General features: G+C 55.9%; 10 protein-coding genes, 2 tRNA genes and 2 rRNA genes. 11 read left to right on the top strand and 3 right to left on the bottom strand.

Annotation, left to right across the window (positions count from 1 at the left end; genetic code table 11):
- Positions 1 to 21: 21 nt before the first annotated feature.
- From AC6I7A_RS18770 to AC6I7A_RS18755, 4 genes are all read left to right on the top strand, one after another.
- A 23S ribosomal RNA gene (locus AC6I7A_RS18770) occupies positions 22 to 2,926 on the top strand.
- A 100-nt stretch (positions 2,927 to 3,026) separates the two neighbouring features.
- A 5S ribosomal RNA gene (rrf, locus tag AC6I7A_RS18765) occupies positions 3,027 to 3,142 on the top strand.
- 99 nt (positions 3,143 to 3,241) lie between these two features.
- Positions 3,242 to 3,318: transfer RNA gene (locus tag AC6I7A_RS18760), tRNA-Asp, on the top strand.
- An 8-nt stretch (positions 3,319 to 3,326) separates the two neighbouring features.
- Positions 3,327 to 3,402 (top strand) — tRNA-Trp (locus AC6I7A_RS18755).
- Between the two features lie 117 nt (positions 3,403 to 3,519).
- Here AC6I7A_RS18755 and hdfR read toward each other — a convergent pair.
- Positions 3,520 to 4,353, bottom strand: coding sequence for an HTH-type transcriptional regulator HdfR (gene hdfR, locus AC6I7A_RS18750; protein ID WP_058956894.1), 834 nt, complete (start codon positions 4,351 to 4,353; stop codon positions 3,520 to 3,522).
- 120 nt (positions 4,354 to 4,473) lie between these two features.
- Here hdfR and AC6I7A_RS18745 point away from each other — a divergent pair, with 120 nt between their 5' ends.
- Complete coding sequence (locus AC6I7A_RS18745; RefSeq protein WP_009087989.1) at positions 4,474 to 4,812, top strand: MaoP family protein; 339 nt, start codon at positions 4,474 to 4,476, stop codon at positions 4,810 to 4,812.
- 24 nt (positions 4,813 to 4,836) lie between these two features.
- Here AC6I7A_RS18745 and AC6I7A_RS18740 read toward each other — a convergent pair whose 3' ends face one another.
- Positions 4,837 to 6,357: a YifB family Mg chelatase-like AAA ATPase gene (locus tag AC6I7A_RS18740; RefSeq protein ID WP_058956895.1), complete on the bottom strand. Its 1,521-nt coding sequence runs from the start codon at positions 6,355 to 6,357 to the stop codon at positions 4,837 to 4,839.
- Between the two features lie 330 nt (positions 6,358 to 6,687).
- On the opposite strand from AC6I7A_RS18740, the gene ilvL reads away from it, so the two are divergent.
- The 6 genes from ilvL to ilvA all read left to right on the top strand — a co-directional run bounded on the left by ilvL (position 6,688) and on the right by ilvA (position 13,248).
- A complete protein-coding gene (ilvL, locus tag AC6I7A_RS18735) occupies positions 6,688 to 6,786 on the top strand; it encodes an ilv operon leader peptide (RefSeq protein WP_072101316.1) in 99 nt (32 codons plus the stop codon).
- A 150-nt stretch (positions 6,787 to 6,936) separates the two neighbouring features.
- Positions 6,937 to 8,583, top strand: a complete 1,647-nt coding sequence (ilvG, locus tag AC6I7A_RS18730; protein WP_058956896.1) for an acetolactate synthase 2 catalytic subunit — start codon at positions 6,937 to 6,939, stop codon at positions 8,581 to 8,583.
- Positions 8,580 to 8,837, top strand: coding sequence for an acetolactate synthase 2 small subunit (gene ilvM, locus AC6I7A_RS18725; RefSeq protein ID WP_008926359.1), 258 nt, complete (start codon positions 8,580 to 8,582; stop codon positions 8,835 to 8,837). The genes ilvG and ilvM overlap by 4 nt, the downstream gene beginning before the upstream one ends.
- Positions 8,838 to 8,855: 18 nt before the next feature.
- Complete coding sequence (locus tag AC6I7A_RS18720; protein WP_009087986.1) at positions 8,856 to 9,785, top strand: branched-chain amino acid transaminase; 930 nt, start codon at positions 8,856 to 8,858, stop codon at positions 9,783 to 9,785.
- Between the two features lie 62 nt (positions 9,786 to 9,847).
- Positions 9,848 to 11,698 (top strand): dihydroxy-acid dehydratase, encoded by a 1,851-nt coding sequence (gene ilvD, locus AC6I7A_RS18715; RefSeq protein WP_009087985.1) that lies wholly within the window; start codon positions 9,848 to 9,850, stop codon positions 11,696 to 11,698.
- A gap of 2 nt (positions 11,699 to 11,700) precedes the next feature.
- Complete coding sequence (gene ilvA / locus AC6I7A_RS18710) at positions 11,701 to 13,248, top strand: threonine ammonia-lyase, biosynthetic (protein ID WP_058956897.1); 1,548 nt, start codon at positions 11,701 to 11,703, stop codon at positions 13,246 to 13,248.
- On the opposite strand, the gene ilvY is transcribed toward ilvA, so the two are convergent.
- Positions 13,249 to 14,130 carry an HTH-type transcriptional activator IlvY gene (gene ilvY, locus AC6I7A_RS18705; protein WP_058956898.1) on the bottom strand — a complete coding sequence of 294 codons (882 nt, stop codon included), beginning with the start codon at positions 14,128 to 14,130 and terminating at the stop codon, positions 13,249 to 13,251. It abuts the gene before it with no gap.
- Positions 14,131 to 14,206: the final 76 nt, after the last annotated feature.

Genomic DNA, 14,206 nt, shown 5'->3' with positions numbered 1-14,206 from the left:
AAAAACGCCTGTGGGTTGTGAGGTTAAGCGACTAAGCGTACACGGTGGATGCCCTGGCAGTCAGAGGCGATGAAGGACGTGCTAATCTGCGTAAAGCGACGGTAAGGTGATATGAACCGCTACAGCCGTCGATGTCCGAATGGGGAAACCCGGTGCACTCAGTGCATCATTGCAGCATGAATACATAGTGCTGCAAGGCGAACCGGGGGAACTGAAACATCTAAGTACCCCGAGGAAAAGAAATCAACCGAGATTCCCCCAGTAGCGGCGAGCGAACGGGGAGCAGCCCAGAGCCTGAATCAGCATGTGTGTTAGTGGAAGCGTCTGGAAAGTCGCAGGGTACAGGGTGATACTCCCGTACACAAAAGCACATATGCTGTGAGCTCGATGAGTAAGGCGGGACACGTGGTATCCTGTCTGAATATGGGGGGACCATCCTCCAAGGCTAAATACTCCTGACTGACCGATAGTGAACCAGTACCGTGAGGGAAAGGCGAAAAGAACCCCGGCGAGGGGAGTGAAACAGAACCTGAAACCGTGTACGTACAAGCAGTGGGAGCACCTTCGTGGTGTGACTGCGTACCTTTTGTATAATGGGTCAGCGACTTATATTCTGTAGCAAGGTTAACCGTATAGGGGAGCCGCAGGGAAACCGAGTCTTAACTGGGCGTTAAGTTGCAGGGTATAGACCCGAAACCCGGTGATCTAGCCATGGGCAGGTTGAAGGTTGGGTAACACTAACTGGAGGACCGAACCGACTAATGTTGAAAAATTAGCGGATGACCTGTGGCTGGGGGTGAAAGGCCAATCAAACCGGGAGATAGCTGGTTCTCCCCGAAAGCTATTTAGGTAGCGCCTCGTGAACTCATCTCCGGGGGTAGAGCACTGTTTCGGCTAGGGGGCCATCCCGGCTTACCAACCCGATGCAAACTGCGAATACCGGAGAATGTTATCACGGGAGACACACGGCGGGTGCTAACGTCCGTCGTGAAGAGGGAAACAACCCAGACCGCCAGCTAAGGTCCCAAAGTCATGGTTAAGTGGGAAACGATGTGGGAAGGCACAGACAGCCAGGATGTTGGCTTAGAAGCAGCCATCATTTAAAGAAAGCGTAATAGCTCACTGGTCGAGTCGGCCTGCGCGGAAGATGTAACGGGGCTAAACCATGCACCGAAGCTGCGGCAGCGACACTATGTGTTGTTGGGTAGGGGAGCGTTCTGTAAGCCGTCGAAGGTGTGTCGTGAGGCATGCTGGAGGTATCAGAAGTGCGAATGCTGACATAAGTAACGATAAAGCGGGTGAAAAGCCCGCTCGCCGGAAGACCAAGGGTTCCTGTTCAACGTTAATCGGAGCAGGGTGAGTCGACCCCTAAGGCGAGGCCGAAAGGCGTAGTCGATGGGAAACAGGTTAATATTCCTGTACTCGGTGTTACTGCGAAGGGGGGACGGAGAAGGCTATATCAGCCGGGCGACGGTTGTCCCGGTTTAAGCGTGTAGGCGGAGGGTCCAGGTAAATCCGGACTCTTTTAACGCTGAGGCGTGATGACGAGGCACTACGGTGCTGAAGTGATAAATGCCCTGCTTCCAGGAAAAGCCTCTAAGCATCAGGTAACACAGAATCGTACCCCAAACCGACACAGGTGGTCAGGTAGAGAATACCAAGGCGCTTGAGAGAACTCGGGTGAAGGAACTAGGCAAAATGGTGCCGTAACTTCGGGAGAAGGCACGCTGGCGCGTAGGTGAAGGGACTTGCTCCCGGAGCTGAAGCCAGTCGAAGATACCAGCTGGCTGCAACTGTTTATTAAAAACACAGCACTGTGCAAACACGAAAGTGGACGTATACGGTGTGACGCCTGCCCGGTGCCGGAAGGTTAATTGATGGGGTTATCCGTAAGGAGAAGCTCTTGATCGAAGCCCCGGTAAACGGCGGCCGTAACTATAACGGTCCTAAGGTAGCGAAATTCCTTGTCGGGTAAGTTCCGACCTGCACGAATGGCGTAATGATGGCCAGGCTGTCTCCACCCGAGACTCAGTGAAATTGAACTCGCTGTGAAGATGCAGTGTACCCGCGGCAAGACGGAAAGACCCCGTGAACCTTTACTACAGCTTGACACTGAACATTGAGCCTTGATGTGTAGGATAGGTGGGAGGCTTTGAAGCGCGGACGCCAGTCTGCGTGGAGCCATCCTTGAAATACCACCCTTTAATGTTTGATGTTCTAACGTGGCCCCGTGATCCGGGGTGCGGACAGTGTCTGGTGGGTAGTTTGACTGGGGCGGTCTCCTCCCAAAGAGTAACGGAGGAGCACGAAGGTCAGCTAATCACGGTCGGACATCGTGAGGTTAGTGCAATGGCATAAGCTGGCTTGACTGCGAGAGTGACGGCTCGAGCAGGTGCGAAAGCAGGTCATAGTGATCCGGTGGTTCTGAATGGAAGGGCCATCGCTCAACGGATAAAAGGTACTCCGGGGATAACAGGCTGATACCGCCCAAGAGTTCATATCGACGGCGGTGTTTGGCACCTCGATGTCGGCTCATCACATCCTGGGGCTGAAGTAGGTCCCAAGGGTACGGCTGTTCGCCGTTTAAAGTGGTACGCGAGCTGGGTTTAGAACGTCGTGAGACAGTTCGGTCCCTATCTGCCGTGGGCGCTGGAGAATTGAGGGGGGTTGCTCCTAGTACGAGAGGACCGGAGTGAACGCACCACTGGTGTTCGGGTTGTCATGCCAATGGCACTGCCCGGTAGCTAAGTGCGGAAAAGATAAGTGCTGAAAGCATCTAAGCACGAAACTTGCCCCGAGATGAGTTCTCCCTGACCCCTTGAGGGTCCTGAAGGGACGTTGAAGACGACGACGTTGATAGGCCGGGTGTGTAAGCGCAGCGATGCGTTGAGCTAACCGGTACTAATGACCCGTGAGGCTTAACCTTACAACGCCAGAGGCGTTTTTGAGAGACACGATTTTCAGCTTTGTGACGGATAAAGAATTAGCAGAAGCGAAGATTTTTTCGTTTCGTGCACCAAGATTTGCCTGGCGGCTTTAGCGCGGTGGTCCCACCTGACCCCATGCCGAACTCAGAAGTGAAACGCCGTAGCGCCGATGGTAGTGTGGGGCCTCCCCATGCGAGAGTAGGGAACTGCCAGGCATCAAATTAAGACCAGTACGCTGGTCGTGACCACTCCGGTGACGCGGAGCGGGCGAAATACCTGAAGTCAGCGCAAGCGGACCTCAGTACAGAATCGGTGGAGCGGTAGTTCAGTTGGTTAGAATACCTGCCTGTCACGCAGGGGGTCGCGGGTTCGAGCCCCGTCCGTTCCGCCACCCTATTTAGGGGCGTAGTTCAATTGGTAGAGCACCGGTCTCCAAAACCGGGTGTTGGGGGTTCGAGTCCCTCCGCCCCTGCCAGAAAACGATCCTTTGCTTCGGCAAAGGATTTTTTTTGCTTATAAAAAAGCAAAAAAGAAAAACCAGCTAAATCTAACTGGTCTCTGATCTCTTCTTTCTGCATGCCTGCCTGCTAATTCAGCTGTTTTGCCTGACCAGAATCGGGTATTTAAGCAGCTGACGGATATGCGCCTGCTGATCGCTGTTCTGCAACCAGACCGCATAAAGCGGACGAACGGCGACCGGTGCGTCCGGCATCACCATCAGTTCACTGTATACGCTTTGCCAGAAGTCTGGCAGAAACGCGCATGCACCCGTCGTGTAGAGCAGTTCACGGGTGACATGTGCCGATGTCGTGGTCAGCACCGGCACATCATCAGCGCCAGAGAGGTAGCTCTGATGCTGATGGAAATCGGCTCCCCACTCCAGCTTGATGTAGTCATACTTTTCGCGCTTTTCGCTCTGGCGGGCACAGAACAGTGCCAGCGAAATATGGCCAATCTGCTGGCTGGTTAATTCATCCATCTTAGGCGCTTCAGTGGTAATCAACAGATCCAGCTGACGCTCATGAAGCTGCTTAACCAGCAAATGCCGCTGCGCCACGCGTGCTTCTAAATGCAGGCTCTCACGATTCTCATACAGCGTCTGAAGCCAGGGCGTCAGATAGGCCTCCCAGAGCGATGCGCTGGCACCTATCGAGAGCTCATGGTGCTGCTCAGTATGAGAAACCTCTTTCTTCGCCATTATCCAGGTGCTCATCAGGCTTTCCGCATAAGGAAGCAGTCGCTCCCCGGCGGCAGTCAGACGTATGTTGTTGCGATGCCGGGTAAAAAGGTTAACGCCGAGCTGATTCTCCAGCTGACGGATGCGAAAACTGACAGCAGATTGCGTAAGGTAAAGGGCTTCAGCAGCACGCCCGAAATGACGTGTTCTGCTCACTTCAAGGAAAGTTTTCAGTAATTCCGTATCCACAACGCGCTCCCAAAAATTGTTTGTCGTATAGATTTAAATGTTTTGTTTTACACTCTGTCAAGCCTATCTAATACTCCGCGCCATTAACAGCACGGCATTAGAGAATCAGGAGCGTGTAACATGGCGGAAAGCTTCTTAACAGAGAATCGTTTCTTTGATAACAAACATTACCCGCGTGGTTTCTCACGCCACGGTGACTTTACTATTAAAGAAGCCCAGCTTCTGGAACGCCACGGTTTCGCCTTTAATGAGCTGGATTTATCGAAGCGTGAGCCTGCAACAGAAGAAGAACGTTTGTTTATCGAAGTGTGTCGTGGCGTGCGTGAGCCGCAGACGGAAGCTGAGCGTGTATGGTCAAAGTATATGACCCGCATCAAGCGTCCTAAGCGTTTTCACACGCTGTCTGGCGGTAAGCCGCAGATGGACACCGTTGAAGACTACAGCGACAGCGACGATTAACAGAAAGGGGCGAGAGCCCCTTTTTTATTGCAGGCTGTTATGCAAATGGATCATTAATCGATCAATCGCGCGATAGCTGACCGCCTCCTGCAGATGGAGGCGGGTAATCTCTTTCTCTCCGGCCAGATCGGCCACGGTGCGCGCCACCTTTAAAATTCGCTGCCAGGCTCGCACAGATAACCCTAGTTTCTCCAGCACAGACTCCAGCCATTCGGCATCCTCTTTTTCAGGCTGGCACCAGCGCAGGATTTCCGCATTATTCAGATGCGCGTTAATTTTACCTGCGCGGGCGAGCTGGATCGCTCGCGCCGCAACGACCCGCTGACGAACCTGCTCAGAGCTTTCTGCGGCCGGTCGCTGGCCACTGAGCATGCCACCGGGCAACAGCGGCACCTCCAGTGAAAGATCAAAGCGATCCAGAAACGGCCCTGATAACTTACTGAGATAACGCAGGATCTGCTGAGGCGAGCAGCGATTATGCTGTCCCTGATAATGCCCGGTTGGCCCGGGATTCATGGCAGCAATCAGCTGAAACCGTGCCGGGAACGTGACCTTTGCCCGGGCTCGCGAAATGGCGATGACGCCTGACTCCAGTGGCTCACGCAGTGAATCCAGCACCCTGCGGTCAAATTCCGGTAATTCATCCAGAAACAGCACGCCATTATGCGCCAGGGAGATCTCTCCGGGCCGCGGCAATGACCCTCCGCCAACCAGAGCATAGAGAGACGCGCTGTGATGAGGCGACCTGAAAGGCCGGCTGCGCCACTGTCGGTGCAGGGCAGTGCTGTTTATCAGGCTGGCTATCGCCGCACACTCCAGCGCTTCCTGGTCGCTTAAGGCGGGCATGATGCCAGGCAGACGGGTTGCGAGCATCGTTTTACCGGTGCCAGGCGGCCCAATCAGCAACAGGTTATGCCCGCCCGCCGCGGTGATCTCCAGTGCTCTGCGCCCCTGCTGCTGACCGATGATATCCGCGAGATCGTCACCAGGCGTGGCATGCTGATGCTCAGGGTAGGGAGCCGGTGATAATGTCAGCGCATCACGGAGAAAAGCGCAGACCTCACTGAGGTGAGCGGCGACCAGTGACGCTCCCTCACGAATCAGCCCGGCGTCACGCTGATTTTCCGCAGAGAGAACCAGCTGTCGTCCAGCCTGAAGGGCCATCATGGCCGCAGGAATTGCCCCCTGAACGGCACATAGCGCGCCATCCAGCGCCAGTTCACCCAGAAACTCAAAGTGCATCAGCTTATCCGCAGGAAGCTGCTCTGAGGCGACCAGAATGGCAATTGCCATGGGCAGGTCATAGCGCCCGCCCTCTTTGGGTAAATCCGCTGGTGCCAGATTGATGGTGACCCGTCTGGCCGGGAAGGTAAAACCGCTGTTGATAATGGCGCTGCGAACCCGCTCACGCGCCTCTTTGACCGTGGTTTCAGGCAGACCCACCAGCGTCAGTGCAGGCAGGCCATTACTGATGTGAGCCTCAATGGTCACCAGCGGCGCTTCCACGCCTAATGCTGCGCGGGTCAGAACTTTAGACAATGACATACTCACTCCTTGTTGCCATCAGTCTGATCAGCACCCAAAAGGAAAGCGAGTACGCCTTCTGACGATTCCGACGCACTGCACAAGAAATTGAGGTCACTTTCACTGGCTCTCATCGTGCTGCGAAACTGCACGTAAATTCAGCAGAACATCATTACGTCAGTAAAGTGATGAATATTTATCATCTTGTAATTATTACTTGTATTACAAACCGATAGGACGGGATTTAATCTCTCGCGCTAAAAAAAACCTGCAAAAAAAGTTGTGTTATGGCCCCTGACTATGATAACTCTGTAGGCATTACTTCGAACACGTAAAAGAATTGAACAACACATGAAAGCCCTTCTACAAGTGATTAGCCTGGTCGTGATTAGCGTGGTGGTGGTTATTAACCTACCGTGCGGGGCAACGCTTGGAGAAAGAAAGGCTTAAAAATCAAGCCTCGAATCCGAAAAAACCCCCGCACCGAAAGGTCCGGGGGTTTTTTTTCGACCCGGGGAAATATCAGTAAATCTGCAAGGAACAAACAATGAACAGTAGCATAAAATTCTGTTGTTCCCGTCAGGACACAGGAGAATAGCGATGACAGGTGCTCAGTGGGTAGTTCAGGCTTTACGCGCGCAGGGTGTTGATACCGTATTCGGTTACCCGGGCGGCGCCATCATGCCGGTTTACGACGCGCTATACGATGGCGGCGTGGAACACCTACTGTGCCGTCATGAGCAGGGGGCGGTTATGGCCGCGATTGGCTATGCGCGCTCCACCGGCAAAACCGGTGTCTGTATTGCCACCTCTGGTCCTGGCGCTACCAACCTGATCACCGGTCTGGCTGATGCCATGATGGACTCCGTGCCGATCGTTGCGGTAACCGGTCAGGTCTCGTCTGCGTTTATCGGTACTGATGCTTTCCAGGAGATCGACGTGCTGGGACTCTCCCTGGCCTGCACCAAACATAGCTTCCTGGTTGAGTCGCTGGATGAGCTGCCCGCTATCATGGCTGAGGCTTTTGCCATGGCGCAGTCAGGGCGTCCGGGGCCGGTACTGGTTGATATTCCCAAGGATATTCAGATTGCGCAGGGGGAACCCGCGCCGCATCTGGTTTCGGTGGAGGAGGAAGAGTCGCTGCCGCATCATGCTATCCGCGAGGCGCGGGCAATAATGACCCAGGCCAGAAAACCGATGCTCTATGTTGGCGGAGGCGTGGGCATGGCGCAGGCGGTTCCGGCACTGCGTGCATTTGCAGAAGAAACCGGCATCCCTGCCGTTGCGACCCTGAAAGGTCTGGGCAGCGTCGATGCGCAGAGCGAGGTTTATCTGGGCATGCTGGGGATGCACGGCACCAAAGCCGCTAACTATGCTGTTCAGGCGTGTGACCTGCTGATTGCGGTCGGTGCCCGTTTTGACGATCGGGTGACCGGCAAGCTGGATACCTTTGCGCCGCACGCCAGCGTGATTCATCTCGACATCGACCCCGCAGAGTTAAATAAGTTACGTCGCGCGCACGTCTCACTGCAGGGCGATCTCAACGCGCTGCTGCCCGCGCTGAGTCAGCCTTTGCACATCGACGCCTGGCGCGACGAGGTGAAGGCACTCAAGGCCAGTCACGCCTGGCGCTACGATCATCCAGGCGAGGCAATTTATGCACCGCTGCTGCTGAAGCAGCTCTCCGAGCGCAAACCGGACAGCGCGGTGGTCACCACCGATGTCGGACAGCACCAGATGTGGACGGCCCAGCATATGGCCTTCAGCGCGCCGGAGAACTTCATCACCTCCAGCGGCTTAGGCACGATGGGCTTTGGTTTGCCTGCCGCCATCGGTGCACAGGTCGCCCGTCCGGAAGATACGGTGATCTGCGTCTCGGGCGACGGCTCAATCATGATGAATATTCAGGAGCTGGGCACCATTAAGCGTGGAAAGCTGCCGGTCAAAATCGTGCTGCTGGATAACCAGCGTCTGGGCATGGTGCGTCAGTGGCAGCAGCTCTTCTTCGACGGTCGCTACAGCGAAACCAATCTCTCTGACAATCCCGACTTCCTCACGCTGGCCAGCGCTTTCAACATTCCCGGCCAGCGCATTACCCGTAAAGATCAGGTCGACGCCGCACTTGATGCTCTGCTGAACAGCGAAGGTCCTTACTTCCTGCATGTTGCAATTGATGAGCATGAAAACGTCTGGCCACTGGTACCGCCGGGTGCCAGCAATGCAAACATGATGGAGAAAACCGTATGAACCAGCATCAATTGTCTATCGAAGCCCGCTTCCGCCCTGAAATATTGGAGCGCATTTTACGCGTCGTGCGCCACCGCGGTTTTCAGGTCTGTTCTATGAACATGGCCTCAGTCGCCAACGCGGAAAACATTAATATTGAAATGACCGTTGCCAGCCAGCGCTCCGTCGATTTACTGTCTTCGCAGTTAAGTAAATTGATTGACGTTGCATGCGTTCAGATTCAACAACAGACAACACAACAAATCCGCGCCTAGCCGCGAGAGGGAATAACAATGAGCACGAAGAAAGCAGACTTTATTTGGTTCAATGGCGAGATGGTTAAGTGGGAAGAGGCGAAGGTCAGCGTCATGTCCCACGCGTTGCACTATGGCACGTCGGTGTTTGAAGGCGTCCGCTGCTACGACTCTCACAAAGGACCGGTTGTGTTCCGCCACCGTGAACACATGCAACGTCTGCACGACTCCGCCAAAATCTACCGTTTCCCGATTAAAAGCAGCGTTGATGAGCTGATGGAAGCGTGCCGCGAAGTCATCCGCGTGAACAAACTGAAAAGTGCTTATATCCGTCCGCTGGCCTTCGTGGGTGATGTGGGCCTGGGCGTGAACCCGCCAGATGGCTTTACCACCGACGTGATCATTGCAGCCTTCCCGTGGGGCGCGTACCTGGGTGCGGAAGCTCTGGAAAACGGCATTGATGCGATGGTCTCCTCCTGGAGCCGTGTGGCGCCGAATACCCTGCCAACTGCCGCAAAAGCGGGCGGTAACTACCTCTCCTCACTGCTGGTGGGCAGCGAAGCCCGTCGTCACGGCTATCAGGAAGGTATCGCGCTGGATACCAATGGCCTGATCTCAGAAGGTGCGGGCGAAAACCTGTTTGAAGTGAAAGATGGCGTGCTCTTTACCCCGCCATTCACCTCTTCAGCTCTGCCGGGCATCACCCGCGATGCCATCATCACCCTGGCGCGTGATATGGGCATTGAAGTGCGCGAGCAGACCCTGTCGCGTGAATCCCTCTATCTGGCTGATGAAGTGTTTATGTCTGGTACCGCTGCAGAAATTACCCCGGTGCGCAGCGTTGACCGCATTCAGGTGGGCGAAGGCAAATGTGGTCCGGTGACCAAACGCATCCAGCAGGCCTTCTTTGGTCTGTTCACCGGCGAAACCGAAGACAAATGGGGCTGGTTAGATCCGGTTAATCCATAATCAGATACAGCGCGGACGTCATCTGACGTCCGCGAGCTTTTTCTTACTGGAGTAAATAGAGCATGCCTAAGTACCGTTCCGCCACCACCACCCACGGCCGTAATATGGCGGGTGCCCGTGCCTTATGGCGCGCGACAGGAATGACCGATGACGATTTCGGTAAGCCGATTATCGCTGTGGTTAACTCATTCACCCAATTTGTCCCGGGCCACGTTCACCTGCGTGACCTTGGTAAACTGGTCGCCGAGCAGATCGAAGCATCAGGCGGTGTGGCTAAAGAGTTCAACACGATCGCGGTGGATGACGGTATTGCCATGGGTCATGGCGGCATGCTGTATTCACTGCCTTCGCGTGAACTGATTGCTGACTCGGTCGAGTACATGGTGAACGCACACTGCGCCGACGCCATGGTCTGTATCTCCAACTGCGACAAAATCACGCCGGGGATGCTGATGGCGTCACTGCGCCTCAATATCCCGGTGATCTTCGTTTCAGGCGGACCGATGGAAGCCGGTAAAACCAAGCTTTCTGACCAGATCATCAAACTGGATCTGGTGGATGCGATGATTCAGGGCGCCAACCCGAACGTCAGCGACGCCGACAGTGAGCAGATCGAACGTTCTGCCTGTCCGACCTGCGGCTCCTGCTCCGGCATGTTTACCGCGAACTCAATGAACTGCCTGACCGAAGCACTCGGCCTGTCGCAGCCAGGCAACGGCTCCCTGCTGGCCACCCACGCCGATCGTAAAGAGCTGTTCATCAACGCCGGTAAGCGCATCGTCAGCCTGACCAAACGTTACTATGAACAGGATGACGTCAACGTGCTGCCGCGGAGCATCGCCAACAAGGCCGCTTTCGAAAACGCCATGACGCTGGATATCGCCATGGGCGGTTCCACTAACACCGTACTGCACCTGCTGGCAGCCGCGCAGGAAGGCGATATCGACTTCAATATCTCTGACATCGATCGCCTGTCACGCAAAGTGCCTCAGCTCTGTAAAGTCGCGCCAAGTACCCCGAAATACCACATGGAAGATGTGCATCGCGCGGGTGGTGTCTACGCGATTCTCGGCGAGCTGGATCGCGCAGGTCTGTTCGACAGCAGCGCCCGAAATATCCTGCAGCAGACGATGCGTGAAACGCTGGATCAGTACGACATCATGCTGACCAGCGATCAGGCGGTAAAAGAGATGTTCCGTGCCGGTCCGGCAGGCATCCGTACCACCCAGGCATTCTCGCAGAGCTGCCGCTGGGACACGCTGGATGATGACCGTGCTGAAGGCTGTATCCGTACCCGCGAAAACGCCTATTCGCAGGATGGTGGTCTGGCCGTACTTTACGGCAACATCGCAGAAGATGGCTGTATCGTTAAAACCGCAGGCGTAGACAAAGAGATCCTGACCTTCACCGGCCCGGCTAAAGTCTACGAAAGTCAGGATGATGCTGTTGAAGCGATCCTGGGCGGCAAAGTGGTGGCGGGCGACGTGGTCGTGATCCGCTACGAAGGGCCAAAAGGCGGGCCGGGCATGCAGGAGATGCTCTATCCGACCACCTATCTGAAATCGATGGGACTGGGCAAAAGCTGCGCCCTGATCACCGATGGTCGTTTCTCTGGTGGCACCTCCGGTCTCTCTATCGGTCACGCCTCACCTGAAGCGGCAAACGGCGGCACCATTGCGCTGGTGAAAGATGGCGACACCATTGAGATCGACATCCCGAACCGCGGCATCAGACTTGCCGTGCCGGATAACGAACTGCACGCCCGCCGTGAAGAGCAGCAGGCACGTGGCGATGCGGCCTATACGCCGATCAATCGTCAGCGTGAAGTCTCGTTCGCGCTGCGTGCTTACGCCTCACTTGCGACCAGTGCTGATAAAGGCGCTGTCCGCGATAAGAGCAAGCTGGGAGGCTGACCATGGCCGAGTCTCAACCGCTACCCGACGCACCCTGCGGCGCCGAGTATTTGCGCGCGGTGTTGCGTTCACCGGTGTACGAAGTCGCACAGGTAACGCCGCTGCAGAAGATGGAAAAAATCTCATCGCGTCTTGGCAACACCATTCTGGTGAAGCGGGAAGATCGCCAGCCAGTGCACAGCTTCAAGCTGCGCGGTGCTTACGCGATGATTGCCGGCCTGAACGAAGAGCAGAAAGCGCGCGGCGTGGTAACGGCCTCCGCCGGTAACCATGCACAGGGCGTGGCGCTCTCCGCCAGCAAGCTGGGCATTAAGTCACTGATCGTGATGCCGCTGGCGACAGCCGATATCAAGGTGGATGCGGTGCGCGCGTTTGGCGGTGAGGCTTACCTGTTTGGTGCCAACTTTGATGAGGCGAAAGCCAAAGCGATCGAACTGTCGGAACAGCGCGGCTACACTTTCGTGCCACCGTTTGACCATCCGGCAGTGATTGCCGGACAGGGCACGCTGGCGATGGAGCTGCTGCAACAGGATGCGCATCTGGATCGGGTCTTTGTCCCGGTTGGCGGGGGCGGTCTGGCAGCCGGTGTGGCGGTGCTGATTAAACAGCTGATGCCGCAAATCAAAGTGATTGCTGTGGAGTCAGAAGATTCAGCCTGTCTGAAGGCGGCGCTGGAGGCGGGTCATCCGGTCGATCTGCCCCGCGTCGGGCTGTTTGCCGAAGGCGTGGCGGTGAAGCGTATTGGCAGCGAGACCTTCCGCCTGTGCAAAGCGTATCTTGACGACATTATCACCGTCGACAGCGATGCCATCTGCGCAGCGATGAAGGATCTGTTCGAAGATGTCCGTGCCGTGGCGGAGCCTTCCGGGGCGCTGGCGCTGGCGGGCATGAAGAAGTATATCCAGCAGCATGAGATCAAAGGCGAACGGCTGGCGCATGTCTTATCCGGGGCCAACGTCAATTTTCACGGTCTGCGATATGTCTCTGAGCGCTGCGAGCTGGGCGAACAGCGAGAGGCGCTGCTGGCTGTGACCATTCCGGAACAGCAGGGGAGCTTTTTACGCTTCTGCCAGACGCTGGGTGGGCGTGCCATCACGGAGTTCAACTACCGCTACGCTGACGCAGATAAAGCCTGCATCTTTGTTGGTGTCAGGCTGACCCGTGGCGTCGAGGAGCGCAGCGAGATTATCAGCGAACTGACCCAGGGCGGCTATCAGGTGGTCGATCTCTCTGATGATGAGATGGCAAAGCTGCACGTGCGTTACATGGTGGGCGGACGACCTTCCAAACCGCTGCGTGAACGGCTTTTCAGCTTTGAATTTCCGGAGGCACCCGGCGCGTTGCTGAAGTTTCTGCAGACGCTTGGCACGCACTGGAATATCTCGCTGTTTCACTACCGCAGCCACGGCACTGATTATGGCCGCGTGCTGGCGGCCTTTGAACTGGGCAGCGATGAGCCGCGTTTCGAAGAGCATCTCACCGATCTGGGCTATGACTTTCATGATGAAAGCCAGAACCCGGCGTTCCGCTTCTTCCTGTCAGGCAACTGATTACAGCTGGCTCCAGAAGGCACTGATCAGCGGCTCACCGAGCCGCTTTTTTTGTACGCAGATGCCGAGTTCAAACGGCGCGACCGATTCAACATTTTCCAGCATCATCACGCGGTTACGCACCGGTTCCGGGCTGTTTTCCAGCACCACATGCGGCAGCAACGCGATGCCGCATCCCAGCGCCACCATTGAGACAATCGCTTCATGCCCCGACACCGTTGCGTAAATCAGCGGGTTAGGAATGCGATAGCGGCGGAACCAGAGATCGATACGCCGCCGTGCCGGGCCCTGGTCCGGCAGAATAAACGGAATCTGTGCCCAGTCTGGCTGTGGCTGTGTAGCCTGAGTGCGAACGGCACAGGGTAAGGCGGGCGCAATCAGGACCAGCGGGATCAGCCCCAGTGGCATAAAATCAATGCTGGCTGGCAGCGTTTCAGGGCGTCCGGCAATCGCCAGATCGGCATCACCGGAGTGAACTTTTTCCAGCGCATCTGCGGCATCGCCGGTATTCAGTTTAATTTCCACCTGCGGATGTTCGGCGCGAAAGCGGTCGAGGATGGGCGGCAGATGGCTGTAGGCCGCCGTTACCGAGCAGAACAGCCGCAGCTCGCCACTGAGCGACGGACCATTGAGATCCATGACATGACGCAGTTGCTGGTACTGCAGCAGCGTCTGCTGGGCAAACTGACGCAGGCGCTCACCCGCCTCCGTCAGCGTGACGGTACGGTTATCACGCAGAAACAGCGCATGGCCGACATCCTCTTCAAGCCGCTGGATCTGGCGTGACAGCGTGGAAGGGCTGACGTGCATAGCACGCGCGCTGCGCCCGAAGTGGCAGCTTTCTGCCAGATGAAGAAACAGTTTCAGATCCCGTAAATCCATGTGCGCGTCGCCTCTGGGTGGTGTTGCATTTATTGCAATGTGACGTTGTTAATATATCAATTTAAGCAACAGAATT

Source organism: Type-F symbiont of Plautia stali, assembly GCF_059731105.1.
This window is presented reverse-complemented; position numbering and strand designations above follow the sequence as displayed.

Excerpts from the sequence above, each read along its gene's own strand:
- AC6I7A_RS18745 (WP_009087989.1), top strand. The coding sequence starts at position 4,474 with ATGGCGGAAAGCTTCTTAACAGAGAATCGTTTCTTTGATAACAAACAT.
- AC6I7A_RS18740 (WP_058956895.1), bottom strand. The coding sequence starts at position 6,357 with ATGTCATTGTCTAAAGTTCTGACCCGCGCAGCATTAGGCGTGGAAGCG.
- ilvL (WP_072101316.1), top strand. The coding sequence starts at position 6,688 with ATGAAAGCCCTTCTACAAGTGATTAGCCTGGTCGTGATTAGCGTGGTG.
- ilvG (WP_058956896.1), top strand. The coding sequence starts at position 6,937 with ATGACAGGTGCTCAGTGGGTAGTTCAGGCTTTACGCGCGCAGGGTGTT.
- ilvM (WP_008926359.1), top strand. The coding sequence starts at position 8,580 with ATGAACCAGCATCAATTGTCTATCGAAGCCCGCTTCCGCCCTGAAATA.
- AC6I7A_RS18720 (WP_009087986.1), top strand. The coding sequence starts at position 8,856 with ATGAGCACGAAGAAAGCAGACTTTATTTGGTTCAATGGCGAGATGGTT.
- ilvD (WP_009087985.1), top strand. The coding sequence starts at position 9,848 with ATGCCTAAGTACCGTTCCGCCACCACCACCCACGGCCGTAATATGGCG.
- ilvA (WP_058956897.1), top strand. The coding sequence starts at position 11,701 with ATGGCCGAGTCTCAACCGCTACCCGACGCACCCTGCGGCGCCGAGTAT.
- ilvY (WP_058956898.1), bottom strand. The coding sequence starts at position 14,130 with ATGGATTTACGGGATCTGAAACTGTTTCTTCATCTGGCAGAAAGCTGC.